This is a genomic window from Streptomyces sp. NPDC051051, assembly GCF_040682975.1.
In the GTDB taxonomy this organism is placed as follows: Bacteria; Actinomycetota; Actinomycetes; order Streptomycetales; family Streptomycetaceae; genus Streptomyces.
Genome location: NZ_JBFBCB010000008.1, coordinates 38623 through 52144, shown reverse-complemented (window position 1 = coordinate 52144; position 13522 = coordinate 38623). Strand labels below are relative to the sequence as shown.

General features: G+C 72.6%; 10 protein-coding genes. 6 read left to right on the top strand and 4 right to left on the bottom strand.

Annotation, left to right across the window (positions count from 1 at the left end):
• Positions 1 to 22: 22 nt before the first annotated feature.
• Entirely contained in the window at positions 23 to 643 is a 621-nt protein-coding gene (locus AB0N31_RS08695; RefSeq protein WP_366057660.1) for a class F sortase, read from the top strand.
• A gap of 24 nt (positions 644 to 667) precedes the next feature.
• Here the strand turns inward: AB0N31_RS08695 and AB0N31_RS08690 are convergent, their stop codons facing one another.
• Positions 668 to 1450 (bottom strand): TSUP family transporter, encoded by a 783-nt coding sequence (locus AB0N31_RS08690; protein ID WP_366057659.1) that lies wholly within the window; start codon positions 1448 to 1450, stop codon positions 668 to 670.
• A 226-nt stretch (positions 1451 to 1676) separates the two neighbouring features.
• Here AB0N31_RS08690 and AB0N31_RS08685 point away from each other — a divergent pair, with 226 nt between their 5' ends.
• Genes AB0N31_RS08685 through nirD form a run of 3 tightly spaced genes read left to right on the top strand, consistent with a single transcriptional unit; the run spans position 1677 to position 5845 of the window.
• Positions 1677 to 2888 (top strand): FAD-dependent oxidoreductase, encoded by a 1212-nt coding sequence (locus AB0N31_RS08685; protein ID WP_366057658.1) that lies wholly within the window; start codon positions 1677 to 1679, stop codon positions 2886 to 2888.
• Positions 2889 to 5495, top strand: a complete 2607-nt coding sequence (nirB, locus tag AB0N31_RS08680) for a nitrite reductase large subunit NirB (RefSeq protein WP_366057657.1) — start codon at positions 2889 to 2891, stop codon at positions 5493 to 5495.
• Positions 5492 to 5845 carry a nitrite reductase small subunit NirD gene (gene nirD / locus AB0N31_RS08675; RefSeq protein ID WP_366057656.1) on the top strand — a complete coding sequence of 118 codons (354 nt, stop codon included), beginning with the start codon at positions 5492 to 5494 and terminating at the stop codon, positions 5843 to 5845. Before nirB ends, nirD begins: the two co-directional genes overlap by 4 nt.
• A 47-nt stretch (positions 5846 to 5892) precedes the next feature.
• On the opposite strand, the gene AB0N31_RS08670 is transcribed toward nirD, so the two are convergent.
• Positions 5893 to 6813 carry an oxidoreductase gene (locus tag AB0N31_RS08670; RefSeq protein WP_366057655.1) on the bottom strand — a complete coding sequence of 307 codons (921 nt, stop codon included), beginning with the start codon at positions 6811 to 6813 and terminating at the stop codon, positions 5893 to 5895.
• A gap of 152 nt (positions 6814 to 6965) precedes the next feature.
• Between AB0N31_RS08670 and AB0N31_RS08665 the strand changes: the two genes are divergently transcribed.
• Together AB0N31_RS08665 and AB0N31_RS08660 are read left to right on the top strand one after the other, a co-directional pair.
• Positions 6966 to 8123: an alkaline phosphatase PhoX gene (locus AB0N31_RS08665; RefSeq protein ID WP_366057654.1), complete on the top strand. Its 1158-nt coding sequence runs from the start codon at positions 6966 to 6968 to the stop codon at positions 8121 to 8123.
• Positions 8124 to 8297: 174 nt separating this feature from the next.
• A complete protein-coding gene (locus AB0N31_RS08660) occupies positions 8298 to 8774 on the top strand; it encodes an excalibur calcium-binding domain-containing protein (RefSeq protein WP_366057653.1) in 477 nt (158 codons plus the stop codon).
• Positions 8775 to 8973: 199 nt separating this feature from the next.
• Here the strand turns inward: AB0N31_RS08660 and ppdK are convergent, their stop codons facing one another.
• Entirely contained in the window at positions 8974 to 11667 is a 2694-nt protein-coding gene (gene ppdK / locus AB0N31_RS08655; protein WP_366057652.1) for a pyruvate, phosphate dikinase, read from the bottom strand.
• A gap of 602 nt (positions 11668 to 12269) precedes the next feature.
• A complete protein-coding gene (locus AB0N31_RS08650; protein ID WP_366057651.1) occupies positions 12270 to 13490 on the bottom strand; it encodes an ROK family protein in 1221 nt (406 codons plus the stop codon).
• Positions 13491 to 13522: the final 32 nt, after the last annotated feature.

The following is a 13522-nucleotide window of genomic DNA, read 5'->3' as shown; positions in this document are numbered from 1 at the left end:
TCAGGGAGAGGGGTGCCCACGCATGCGCAGAGTCGTCGGCGACACCGTCATAGCCGCCGTGACCGCGGTCGCCCTCTGCTCGGGTGTGTGGCTGCTGCACGGCGGCGCCGGGACACCCGCCCCGCCGCAGCCGTCGGCCGCCGAGGCCCGTCCGGGCGGCGTCGACCCGCGGTCCGCGCCCGCGCTGCCGCCGTCCCCGCCCGACCGGGTCCGCATCCCGTCGATCCGGGTCGACGCCCCCCTCATGGGCCTCGGCCTGACGAAGTCCGGCAGCCTCGACGTGCCGCCGGCCGCGAGGAAGAACCTCGCCGGCTGGTACGAGTCCGGCACCACCCCCGGCGAGACCGGCACCGCGATCGTCGCCGGGCACGTCGACAACGCGGACGGCCCGGCCGTCTTCTACGACCTCGGCGCCCTGCGCAGGGGCGCCACGATCGAGGTGGACCGGCGCGACGGCGGGGTCGCGGTGTTCACCGTCGACGCGGTCGAGGTGTACGACGCCCGCGGCTTCCCCGACGAGAAGGTCTACGGGGCGGCGGCCCGGCCCGAGTTGCGGGTGATCACCTGCGGGGGCGGATACTCGCGGGCGACCGGCTACCGGGGGAACGTGGTGGTGTTCGCGCACCTGACGGGGAGCCGGTGAAGGACCACGAGGTCGCGCAGACCCCTACGCCACCCACTGCTCGTACGCCAGGTTCGCCACCAGCGCGAAGACCACCGTCAACAGCACGATCCGGACGAAGCCGCTGCCCTTCTTCAGGGCGGTGTGGGCGCCGAGCATGCCGCCCACGAGGTTGAAGGCGGCCATCGGGAGCGCCAGTTGCCACAGGACCGCGCCCTGCCAGGCGAACGTGGCCAGGGCGCCCGCGTTGGTGCAGCAGTTGACGATCTTGGCGGTGGCGGAGGCGGTGACCAGGTCGAGGTGGAGGACGGCGGTCAGGGCGAGGACGAGGAAGGTGCCCGTGCCGGGGCCGACGAGTCCGTCGTAGAAACCGATGCCGAGACCCGCGAGGCCGATCGCGGCGAGGACGCGGCGCGGGCCGGCCGGGCCGGTGGCGGGGGCGGTGCCGAAGGCCGGGCGCAGGATCACGAAGGCGGCGACGCCGAGCAGCACCACCATGATCACCGGCTTGAGGACCTCCGTGCTCATCCCGGCCGCGAGGAAGGCGCCCGCGGAGGACCCGGCGAGCGCGGCGAGCCCGATCCGTACGGCCACCCCCACGTCGACCGGCGCCTTGCGGGCGTACGTCACCGCCGCGCCGGAGGTGCCGACGATCGCGACCGCCTTGTTGGTGCCGAGCGCGTGCGCGGCCGGGGTGCCGGCCGGCAGCCCCAGCAGCAGGACCGGCAGCAGCAGGAGCCCGCCCCCGCCGACCACGGCGTCGATCCAGCCGGCCGCGAGCGCGGCGAGACAGAGGAGGGCGACCATGGTCAGTGATATGTCGGGCATGATCGCGACCCTAGGGACCGGATACATGGCCCGTCCATCGAACTGAGGCACTTCTGAGGATGGGGCCGGTCACACGCACCCGCGCCGGGCAGGGGGAAGCTCACACAGGACCCCGCGCGGCCCCGGGAACCCTCACACCCCCGCCCCGGCCCCGCTGAGGGCAGTGTTCCCCTCGGGAAACAACGGTGATGCGGCCGGGTAACCTCCGCACCGCACGCTCGGTGTCATGACCTCGAACGAGCGTGTGGTGGTGATCGGAGCCGGCCTGGCGGGTGTACGCCTGGCCCGCCGGCTCGGTGAGCTGGGCACGCCCGCCCTGCTGATCGGCGAGGAGGAGCACCGGCCCTACAACCGGGTCCTGCTCGCCGAGGTGCTGGCCGGCCGGTACGCCCCCGAGGTGATCGCGCTGCCCGCGCCCGCCGACCTGGTCCGGACCCGGGTGACCGGCATCGACCGCGAGCGGCGCAGCCTGGCCTGCGCGGACGGCTCGGAGATCGCGTACGGCACGCTGGTGCTGGCCACCGGCTCCAACCCGGTGCTGCCGCCGCTGCGCGGACTGTTCACGCCGGACCACGAACTGCCCGAGGGCGTCCACGCCTTCCGCACCATGGACGACTGCCTGGGGCTGTCGAAGGCGGTCCGGCCGGGCGTGCGGGCCGTCGTCATCGGCGGCGGGCTCCTCGGGGTCTCCGCCGCCCGCGCGCTCGCCGTCCGCGGCGCGCAGGTGGTCCTCGCCCAGCAGTCCGAGCGGCTCATGGAACGCCAGCTCGACCCCGACGCCTCGGCGCTGGTGCTGCGGCACCTGCGGGACCTCGGCGTCGAGGTGCACACCGAGTGCCGGGTCCGTGACGTGGCTTGCGTCGGCGGCGCCGTCCGCTCGGTGGAGCTGGCCGACGGATACGCCCTCGACGCCGACCTGGTGGTCCTGGCCTGCGGCGTCCACCCGCGCACCGGCCTCGCGAAGGAGGCCGGACTCGCCGTCCACAAGGGCGTCCTCGTCGACGACGAACTGCGCACCTCCGACCCGCACATCCGCGCGATCGGGGACTGCGTCCAGCACGGGGGCGAGGTCTACGGGCTCGCCGCGCCCGCGCTGGAACAGGCGGACGTACTGGCCGAGCTGCTCACCGGGTCGGCCGGCGCCCGCTACTCGGGGACGCGTTCCCTCACCCGCCTCACGCTCCACGGGCACTCCGCGTTCGACCTCGCCGCGTTCGGCGAGACCGAGGCGCGCCCCGGCGACGACGTCGTCCGGCTCGCCGACGCCACCCGCGGCACCTACCGCAAGGTCGTCGTCCGCGACGACCGTCTGGTCGGCGGCGTGCTGGTCGGCGAACTCGGCACCGTCGGCGCGCTCGCCCGCGCCTGGGAGGGAGCAGAGCCGCTCCCCGACGACGGCCCCCTGCTCCACCTGCTCACCAACGATGGAGGCTCCTGAATGACCGCCGCCCCGGGGGCCACCCCCACGATCGTCCTCGTCGGCCACGGCATGGTCGGCCAGCGCTTCCTCGAGGCACTCGCCGACCGCGGCCTGACCGCCACGCACCGCGTGGTCGTGCTGTGCGAGGAGCCGCGTCCCGCGTACGACCGCGTCCAGCTCACCTCGTACTTCTCGGGGAAGACGCCCGAGGACCTCTCCCTGACCGACATGGGGTTCATCGAGGACCACGGCATCGAGCTGCACGTCGGCGACCCGGCGGAGACCGTCGACCGTGACGCCCGCAGGGTGACCGCCCGTTCGGGCCTGGTCGTCGACTACGACGTGCTGGTGCTGGCCACCGGCTCCTACCCGTTCGTGCCGCCGGTCCCGAACAAGGACGCCGAGGGCTGCTTCGTCTACCGCACGATCGAGGACCTCCTCGCCATCGAGGAGTACGCGAAGTCGCGGGCCACGACGGGCGCGGTCGTCGGCGGCGGTCTGCTCGGCCTGGAGGCCGCGGGCGCGCTGCAGGGCCTCGGGCTCACCTCCCACATCGTGGAGTTCGCGCCGCGCCTGATGCCGGTGCAGGTCGACGAGGGCGGTGGCGCGGCGCTGCTGCGCACCATCGAGGAGATGGGCCTGAGCGTCCACACGGGCGTCGGCACCCAGGAGATCGTGACGGACGCCTCCGGTGCCGTCACCGGCATGAAGCTGTCCGACGGCTCCGAACTGGCCACCGACCTGGTGGTGTTCAGCGCCGGTGTCCGCCCGCGCGACCAGCTGGCCCGCGACTGCGGACTGACGGTCGGCGAGCGCGGCGGCATCGCCGTCGACGAGCGGTGCCGCACGGTCGCCGACCCGCACGTCTTCGCGATCGGCGAGTGCGCGCTGGCCGCCGACGGCCGGGTGTACGGCCTGGTCGCCCCCGGTTACGAGCAGGCCGAGACGGCGGCCGCGGCCATCGCCGCCGACGAGGACGAGCAGAAGTCGTTCACCGGCGCCGACCTCTCCACCAAGCTGAAGCTGCTCGGCGTCGACGTGGCCTCCTTCGGCGACGCGCACGGCACCGCCGAGGACTGCCTGGACGTCGTGTACTCCGACTCCCGCTCGGGCCTGTACAAGAAGCTGGTCATCGGCCGCGACGGCACCCTGCTGGGCGGCATCCTGATCGGCGACGCCGACGCCTACGGCACCCTGCGCGCCCTCACCGGCTCCGTCCCGCCGATCTCCCCCGAGTCGCTGGTCCTGCCCGCCGGGGCCGGCGGCGGCGACCGGCTCGGCCCGTCCGCGCTCCCCGACGACGCGGTGATCTGCTCCTGCCACAACGTCACCAAGGGCACCATCCGCGGCGCGGTCACCGAGCACTCCTGCACCACCGTGCCCGAGGTGAAGAAGTGCACCAAGGCCGGCACCGGCTGCGGCAGTTGCGTCAAGGTTCTCGGCCAGCTCGTCACCGCCGAGCTGGAGGCGAGCGGCGTCGAGGTCGACAAGGGCCTGTGCGGCTGCTTCGCGCAGACCCGCGAGGAGCTGTACGAGATCGTCCTCGCCCTGCGCGTCAACACCTACCAGGACCTGCTCGACCGCTACGGCCGCGACGGCGCGCGGGGCGGCGACGGCTGCGACGTCTGCAAGCCCGCGATCGGCTCGATCATCGCCTCCCTCGCCCCCGTGATCGGCGCGAGCGGCTACGTCCTGGACGGCGAGCAGGCCGCGCTGCAGGAGACCAACGACCACTTCCTCGCCAACCTCCAGAAGAACGGCTCCTACTCGGTGGTGCCGCGCATCCCCGGCGGCGAGGTGACCCCCGAGGGCCTGATCGTCATCGGCGAGATCGCCCGCGACTTCGGTCTCTACACGAAGATCACCGGCGGCCAGCGGATCGACATGTTCGGCGCCCGCGTCGAACAGCTCCCCCTGATCTGGGCCCGCCTGGTCGACGCCGGCTTCGAGTCGGGCCACGCCTACGGCAAGTCCCTGCGCACCGTGAAGTCCTGCGTCGGGCAGACCTGGTGCCGCTACGGCGTCCAGGACTCCGTCCGCATGGCGATCGACCTGGAGCTGCGCTACCGGGGCCTGCGCTCCCCGCACAAGCTGAAGTCCGCCGTCTCCGGCTGCGCCCGCGAGTGCGCCGAGGCCCAGTCGAAGGACTTCGGCATCATCGCCACCTCCAACGGCTGGAACCTGTACGTCGGCGGCAACGGCGGCGCCACCCCGCGCCACGCCGACCTCCTCGCCCAGGACCTCACCGACGCGGAACTGATCCGTCTGATCGACCGGTTCCTGATGTTCTACATCCGCACCGCCGACCGGCTGGAGCGCACCTCGACCTGGCTGGAGCGCATCCCCGGCGGCCTGGACCACGTGCGGGACGTGGTCGTGGAGGACTCCCTCGGCATCTGCGAGGAGCTGGAGTCCCTGATGGCCGCGCACGTGGCCAGCTACGCCGACGAGTGGGCGACCACCATCAACGACCCCGAGAAGCTGGCCCGGTTCGTGTCCTTCGTCAACGCGCCGGACACCCCCGACCCGGTCGTCGGCTTCGTCCCCGAGCGCGACCAGATCAAGCCCGATCTGCCGCTGCTCTCCATCGGCCACCGTCCCCTGGAAGGGAGCGCCCAGCGATGACCCTGGCACTCGAGACGACCGACCTGAAGGTGCAGCTCCAGCTCGGCGAGGACTGGTTCACGGTCTGCGACCTGAGCCTGCTGGTCCCCGGCCGCGGCGTGGCGGCGCTCCTGCCGGACGGCCGCCAGGCGGCCCTGTTCCGGGACCGGGCGGGGGAACTGTACGCGGTGGACAACCGCGACCCGTTCAGCGGCGCGGCGGTCCTCTCCCGCGGCCTGACCGGCTCGGTGCAGGGGCGGCCGTTCGTCGCCTCGCCCCTGCTCAAGCAGCGCTTCGACCTGCGCAGCGGGCAGTGCCTGGACGACGACGCGGTCCGCATCACGACGTACGGGGTGCGGGCGGCGGGCTGACGTCCGGCCGGCCGGGCGCCCGCGCGGAAGTCGGCGCGGGCGCCCGGTCAGCCGTCGAGACCGGTGTACGACACCCCGGTCAGCCGTTCCGACTCCGTCCACAGGCGGCGGCCCGCCCGGTCGTCGAGGGTCCAGGGCGCCCGCCACGAGGGCGCGGGCGCCCCTCGCCACATCGCGAGGGACGGGCCGGTGAAGGAGTCGGGGCGTACGTCCGGCGCGGTCGCGGCGTACAGGACGGGCAGGGCGCCCGCCTCGGCGGACTGGGCGAGGACGCGGTTGCCCGCGGACATGAGCCGCTCGACGGTCCGGCGGCCCTGCGCGCGCGGTCCGGCCGTCTGAAGGCCGGTCGCCGCGTATCCGGGGTGCGCGGCCGCCGCGATCACCTCCGCGCCGGACGCCTCCAGCCGGCGCGCCAGCTCGTGCGTGAACAGCAGGTTGGCGGTCTTGGAACGGCCGTAGGCGATCCAACGCCGGTATACGCGTTCGCTGTTGAGGTCGCCGGGATCGATGGTGCCGAGCAGGTGGGCCATGCTGGAGACGGTCACCACGCGGGCCCGGGGTGCGGCGAGCAGCGCGGGCATGAGCAGTCCGGTGAGGGCGAAGTGGCCGAGGTGGTTCACGCCGAACTGCGTCTCGAACCCGTCGGCGGTCGTGCCGTACGGCATCGCCATCACACCCGCGTTGTTGACCAGCAGGTCGAGCCGGGCGTACGGCCGGGCGAACTCCCGGACGGAGGCGAGGTCCCCGAGGTCCAGCCGCCCCAACTCCACTTCCGCTCCGGGTACTTCACCGGTCAGCCGGGCCACGGCCTCCCGCCCCCGGGTCTCGCTGCGGCAGGCGAGGACGACCCGCGCCCCTCTCCGGGCCAGCTCCCGCGCGATGACGTGGCCGAGCCCGCCGTTGGCGCCGGTGACGACGGCGGTGCGGCCGCTCTGGTCGGGGATGTCGTGCGTGTTCCAGCCGGTCATGGCCGCGCTCCCTCCGCTGCTGTCCCCAGCGTAGGCATTTCCCCGTCACGGCTTGTCCACGACACGGTCACCCTGGGCTCGTAGCCTCCCTGACCGCACGACCCCCGCGGCCGACCGGCCGCGGGGTGTCACGACACCCCTTGGGAGTGAGCGTGGAACGTCGTACTGTCCTGCGTGCGGCCGTCCTCGGCGGGTCCTCCGCCGTGCTCGGCGGAACCCTGTGGCGCGGCGCCGCGTACGCCGCGCCGGCACAGCCCGGCACGAGCCCGTACGGGGCGCTCGGCTCGCCGGACGCCAACGGCATCAGGCTTCCGAGCGGCTTCACCAGCCGGGTGATCGCCCGCTCCGGGCAGACCGTGCCCGGCACGTCGTACACGTGGCACAACGCTCCTGACGGAGGAGCCTGTTACGCGGACGGCACGGGCTGGATCTACGTCTCCAACTCGGAGATCAACCCGTCCGGCGGGGCGAGCGCGGTGAGGTTCTCGTCGACGGGCACGGTGACCGGCGCGTACCGCATCCTGTCCGGCACGCGGCAGAACTGCGCGGGCGGGAAGACCCCGTGGAACACCTGGCTGTCGTGCGAGGAGGTGTCGCTGGGCTACGTCTACGAGACGGACCCGTGGGGCGTGAACGCGGCCGTGCAGCGGCCGGCGATGGGCCGCTTCAAGCACGAGGCGGCCGCCGCCGACCCGGTGCGCAAGGTGGTCTACCTGACCGAGGACGAGACGGACGGCCGCTTCTACCGCTTCGTGCCGACGACCTGGGGCAGCCTGACCTCCGGCACGCTCCAGGTGATGGTCGCCGGCAGCGCCACGTCCGGCTCCTTCACCTGGGCGAACGTCCCCGACCCGGACGGCTCCCCCACCACCACCCGCACCCAGGTGTCCGGCGCCAAGTCCTTCAACGGCGGCGAGGGCTGCCACTACGCGGACGACACCGTCTGGTTCACCACGAAGGGCGACAACCGGGTCTGGCAGCTGGACCTCACGAACAACACCTACCAGCTGGCCTACGACGACTCCCTGGTCTCCGGCACGGCCCCCCTCACCGGGGTCGACAACATCACCGGCTCCGCCTCCGGCGACCTGTTCGTCGCGGAGGACGGCGGCACCATGGAGATCTGCGTGATCACCCCGGCCGACGTGGTCGCCCCGTTCCTGCGCGTCGACGGCCAGTCGGGCTCGGAGATCACCGGCCCGGCCTTCTCCCCCGACGGCACCCGCCTGTACTTCTCCAGCCAGCGCGGCACGTCGGGCAGCTCCTCCGGCGGCATCACGTACGAGGTGAAGGGCCCGTTCCGGGTCTGAGCCCGTCAGGGGCACCGTCTCCACCTGCCCGGTGCCCGCTTCACGAGCCCGCGGACCACGCCCACCCGGACGGGTGCCGCACACATCTTCATCACGGATCAGCCACGAAGCCTTCACTCTCCGTCCCGGCGCCCTACGGTCGTCCCTCTGACACCACCGTCTCAGGGGGACGACATGAGCAACCCGTACACCACCACCCGCCCCGCACCGAGATGGGCCCGCAAGCGCTATGCCCTGCCCGCGCTCGCCCTCGCCCTGTTCGTCGGGGTCGGCATGGGCGGGAGTGCCGAGGACTCCGCGAAGGACGCGGAACCCCTCTCCGCCAAGCCCCGGCCGACGGTCACGGTGACGACGACGGCGACCGCCACCGCCACCGCCGCCCCGAAGCCGGCGCAGACGGTGACCGCGACGGAGACGGTGAAGGTGAAGGTGAAGGTGACCGAGACGGTCACGGCCGAGGCGGCGGCGAACGACGACAGCGGCTCGTACGGCAGCAGTTCGGGGGGCTCCGGCGAGTCGGGGGGTTCCGACAGCGCCTACTACGCCAACTGCACCGAGGCCCGGGCCGCGGGCGCGGCCCCCGTCCACGCGGGCGACCCGGGCTACGGCCGACACCTGGACCGGGACGGCGACGGGACGGGCTGCGAGTAGGGGACCGCGAAGGGGCGGCGCGATCCGGGAGCAGCGCGGGAGAGCAGCGCGAGAGGGCGGCACCCCCGCACAGGGTGCCGCCCTCTCTCGGTGCGCCGGAGCCGCCGCGATCGGTGCTGAGGGTCGGGGACCGCAGCGGCTCCGGGTGTGGAGAGGGGTGGGGGACGGACCGTCAGGGGACCGTCCCCCACCCCCCGGCTCAGCGGTGGTCGCTGCCCTCCGACTGGGTGGCCGCCCGGCCCGCCTCGAGGCGGGCGACCGGGATGCGGAAGGGGGAGCAGGACACGTAGTCGAGGCCGACCTCGTGGAAGAAGTGCACGGACTCCGGGTCGCCGCCGTGCTCGCCGCAGACGCCGAGCTTCAGGTCGGGGCGGGTCGCGCGGCCGGCCTCGACGGCGGCCTTCACGAGGGAGCCGACGCCGTCCTTGTCGATGGTCTCGAAGGGGGAGACCCCGAAGATGCCCTTCTCCAGGTAGGCGGTGAAGAAGGAGGCCTCGACGTCGTCGCGGCTGAAGCCCCACACGGTCTGGGTGAGGTCGTTGGTGCCGAAGGAGAAGAACTCCGCCGCCTCCGCGATCTGACCGGCGGTCAGCGCGGCGCGCGGCAGCTCGATCATCGTGCCGATCGACAGCTTCAGCGACACCCCCGTCGCCGCCTCGACCTCGGCGACGACCTGGTCGGCCTCCTCGCGGACGATCTCCAGCTCCTGGACGGTGCCGACGAGCGGGATCATGATCTCGGCGCGCGGGTCGCCCTTGGCGTTCTTGCGCTCGGCCGCGGCCTCGGCGATGGCGCGGACCTGCATGGTGAACAGGCCGGGGATGACCAGGCCGAGGCGTACGCCGCGCAGGCCCAGCATCGGGTTCTGCTCGTGGAGGCGGTGGACCGCCTGGAGCAGGCGCAGCTCGTTCTCGTGGGGCTCCTGGCGGGACTCCGCGAGCGCCACGCGCACCGACAACTCGGTGATGTCGGGCAGGAACTCGTGCAGCGGCGGGTCGAGGAGGCGGATGGTGACGGGCAGGCCGTCCATCGCCGAGAACAGCTCCACGAAGTCCTTCCTCTGGAGCGGCAGGAGCGCCTTCAGCGAGTCCTCGCGCTCGGCCTCCGTGTCCGCCAGGATCAGGCGCTCGACCAGCTCGCGGCGGTCGCCGAGGAACATGTGCTCGGTGCGGCACAGGCCGATGCCCTGGGCGCCGAAGCGGCGGGCGCGCAGCGCGTCCTCGGCGTTGTCGGCGTTGGCGCGGACCCGCAGGCGGCGCTTGCGGTCGGCGAACGCCATGATCCGGTGCACGGCCTCGACCAGTTCGTCGGCGTCGTTGGCGCCCGCGTGCATGCGGCCCTCGAAGTACTCCACGACGGGGGACGGGACCACCGGGACCTCGCCGAGGTAGACCTTCCCGGACGAGCCGTCGATCGAGATCAGGTCGCCCTCCTCGACGACGTGCCCGCCGGGCACCGTCATCCGGCGGCGCTTGGTGTCGACCTCCAGTTCCTCCGCGCCGCAGACACAGGTCTTGCCCATGCCGCGGGCGACGACCGCCGCGTGCGAGGTCTTGCCGCCGCGCGAGGTGAGGATGCCCTCCGCCGCGATCATGCCGTCGAGGTCGTCGGGGTTGGTCTCGCGGCGGACCAGGATGACCTTCTCGCCCGAGCGGGACCACTTGACGGCGGTGTAGGAGTCGAAGACCGCCTTGCCGACCGCGGCGCCCGGGGAGGCGGCGATGCCGCGGCCGACCTGCGCGGTCTTGGCGTGCTCGTCGAAGCGGGGGAACATCAGCTGGGCGAGCTGGGCGCCGTTGACCCGCTGGAGGGCCTCGGTCTCGTCGATGAGGCCCTGGTCGACGAGCTGGGTGGCGATGCGGAAGGCCGCGCCGGCCGTGCGCTTGCCGACCCGGGTCTGGAGCATCCACAGCTGACCGCGCTCGATGGTGAACTCGATGTCGCAGAGGTCCTTGTAGTGGTTCTCCAGCGTCTCCATGATCCGCATCAGCTGGTCGTACGACTTCTTGTCGATGGACTCCAGCTCGGCGAGCGGGACCGTGTTGCGGATGCCGGCGACGACGTCCTCGCCCTGGGCGTTCTGGAGGTAGTCGCCGTAGACGCCCTGGTGGCCGGAGGCGGGGTCGCGGGTGAAGGCGACGCCGGTGCCGGAGTCGGGGCCGAGGTTGCCGAAGACCATCGAGCAGACGTTGACGGCGGTGCCCAGGTCGTGCGGGATGCGCTCCTGGCGGCGGTAGAGCTTGGCGCGGTCGGTGTTCCAGGAGTCGAAGACCGCGTGGATGGCGAGGTCCATCTGCTCGCGCGGATCCTGCGGGAAGTCCCGGCCGGCCTCGGTCTTGACGATCTTCTTGAACCTGGTGACGAGCTTCTTGAGGTCGGCGGCCTCCAGCTCGGTGTCGACCGTGACCTTCTTGGCCGCCTTGGCGGCCTCCAGCGCCTCCTCGAAGAGGTCGCCGTCGACGCCGAGGACGGTCTTGCCGAACATCTGGATGAGGCGCCGGTAGGAGTCCCAGGCGAAGCGGTCGTCGCCGGCCTGCTTGGCCAGGCCCTGGACCGACTTGTCGGAGAGGCCGATGTTGAGGACGGTGTCCATCATGCCGGGCATCGAGAACTTGGCGCCGGAGCGGACGGAGACGAGCAGGGGGTCGTCGGCCTGGCCGAGCTTCTTGCCCATCCTCTCCTCGAGGGCGTCGAGGTGCGCACTCACCTCGTCACGCAGTGCCGCGGGTTCCTCACCGCTGTCGAGGTAGACCTTGCAGGCCTCGGTGGTGATGGTGAAGCCGGGGGGCACCGGCAGGCCGAGGTTGGTCATCTCGGCGAGGTTGGCGCCCTTGCCCCCGAGGAGGTCCTTGAGGTTCTTGTTGCCCTCGGTGAAGTCGTAAACGAACTTCACGGCCTCAACACTCGTGGCCGTTCCGGCTACCGGGAGATCTTTGTTTTCCGACACGGGTCTCGACTCCTCGAGGACGCGGTGGCTGCCCTGACGGCCAGGAACATACCCAGATCGAAGGCACCTGGGTACGTCCACTTGTGCGTCATACGCCTGTAACCAGTCGTCCGCCACCGGATCGAAAGTCAAAGCTTGGCAAGCGCGGAGCAGCCGGTGTTTTCACTTCTTGAACGCACCCCTCTCCACACACCCCATTTGACGCTCATCTGAGCACCCATCGCCACGCCTGATTTCGATCGATGAACGATCAAGGGGTGGCACTGAGTGCCACCCCTTGAGGAAGTGCAAACGAGCGCATGCCGCTCATCTGAGCACTACCGGTATCAAGGGTGGCGAGAATCACGCTTCCACAGGCCGTCGGATTTCACCATCCGGACGCTCCCCCGGACGCGGCCCGGACCCGCCCCGGAACGGAAACGCGCTCGTCACACGCCCTCCACCCGGCCCCGGCCGCGGTCGTACGCCCGGCGCGCACTGCCGTCCGCCCGTCGGCGTCCGCACGCCGGGCGCCCGCCCCCCGTCCGCACGCCCGGCGTCCGCCCCCTTCACATCCCCAGAGCCAGCAGCCGCTCCTCCACCCGCCCGGGCGCGTACAGGTGTTCCACCACCAGCGCGCCGGCCCCCACCAGCCCCGCCCGCTCCCCCAGCCGTGAGGTCACCACCTCCAGCCGGGCCGTGGAGCGGGGCAGCGCCCGCTGGTACAGCAGCTCGCGCACGCCGGTGACGAAGGAGGTGCCGGCGAGGTCCCCGGCGATCATCAGCACGCCCGGGTTGAGCAGTGTCACGACGGTCGCCAGCACGTCGCCGACCCGGCGCCCGGCCTCGCGGGCCAGCGCGGCCGCGCCCGGATGCCCGGCGGCGAGCAGGTCCCGCACGTCCGAGCCGGAGGCCGCGGGCACCCCGGTCTCGGCCAGCCTGCGGGCCACCGCGCCGCCGCTGGCGACGGCCGCGAGACAGCCGTGGGAGCCGCAGCGGCACAGCGCCTCGGAGCCCACCCGGATGTGCCCGATGTCGCCGGCGCCGCCGTCGACGCCCCGGAAGATCTCGCCGCCCACCACGACCCCGGCGCCGATCCCGGTGGACACCTTGACCAGCACGAACGCCGAGCAGTCGGGGTATCCGGTGCGCTGCTCGCCGTAGGCCATGAGGTTGGCGTCGTTGTCGACGAGGACGGGGACGGGTGCGGTGCCCGCGCGTTCCGTGAACGCCCTGGCGAGCCGGCCGCGGATGTCGTAGCCGTCCCAGCCGGGCATGATCGGCGGCTGGACCACCAGGCCGGTCTCGCTGTCGACCGGGCCGGGCACGGCGAGGCCGATGCCGCACACCTCGTCCGCGCGGTGGCCGGCCTTCTCCAGCAGTTCCGCGAACCAGCCGCCCAGTTCGCCGAGCACGGCGTCCGGGCCGTCCTCGACGGCCAGCGTGCCCGAGTGCTCGGCGAGGACCTCGCCGGTCAGGGACAGCACGGCCGCGCGCGCGTGCCGGGTGTCGAGGTCGGCGGCGAGGACGACGGCGTGCGCGTCGTCGAACTCGAGCGTGATGGAGGGGCGGCCGCCCAGCGGGGAGTCGACGGGGCCGCCCGCGCCCTCGCGCAGCCAGCCCGCGCGGAAGAGGCGGTCCAGGCGTTGTCCGACCGTGGCCCGGGAGAGCCCGGTGACCTGCTGGAGGGCACCGCGCGTGGTGGCCCGGCCGGTGCGTACCAGTGCGAGCAGGTCTCCGGCACCGGCCTGACCGCCGCCCCTGCCCGTCCGTCCGGGCTGTCCGGTCATGCGCACCCCCTTGTGTTTATCGATCCTGCATT

Excerpts from the sequence above, each read along its gene's own strand:
- AB0N31_RS08685 (WP_366057658.1), top strand. The coding sequence starts at position 1,677 with ATGACCTCGAACGAGCGTGTGGTGGTGATCGGAGCCGGCCTGGCGGGT.
- AB0N31_RS08690 (WP_366057659.1), bottom strand. The coding sequence starts at position 1,450 with ATGCCCGACATATCACTGACCATGGTCGCCCTCCTCTGTCTCGCCGCG.
- AB0N31_RS08650 (WP_366057651.1), bottom strand. The coding sequence starts at position 13,490 with ATGACCGGACAGCCCGGACGGACGGGCAGGGGCGGCGGTCAGGCCGGT.
- AB0N31_RS08695 (WP_366057660.1), top strand. The coding sequence starts at position 23 with ATGCGCAGAGTCGTCGGCGACACCGTCATAGCCGCCGTGACCGCGGTC.
- nirB (WP_366057657.1), top strand. The coding sequence starts at position 2,889 with ATGACCGCCGCCCCGGGGGCCACCCCCACGATCGTCCTCGTCGGCCAC.
- AB0N31_RS08660 (WP_366057653.1), top strand. The coding sequence starts at position 8,298 with ATGAGCAACCCGTACACCACCACCCGCCCCGCACCGAGATGGGCCCGC.
- AB0N31_RS08670 (WP_366057655.1), bottom strand. The coding sequence starts at position 6,813 with ATGACCGGCTGGAACACGCACGACATCCCCGACCAGAGCGGCCGCACC.
- nirD (WP_366057656.1), top strand. The coding sequence starts at position 5,492 with ATGACCCTGGCACTCGAGACGACCGACCTGAAGGTGCAGCTCCAGCTC.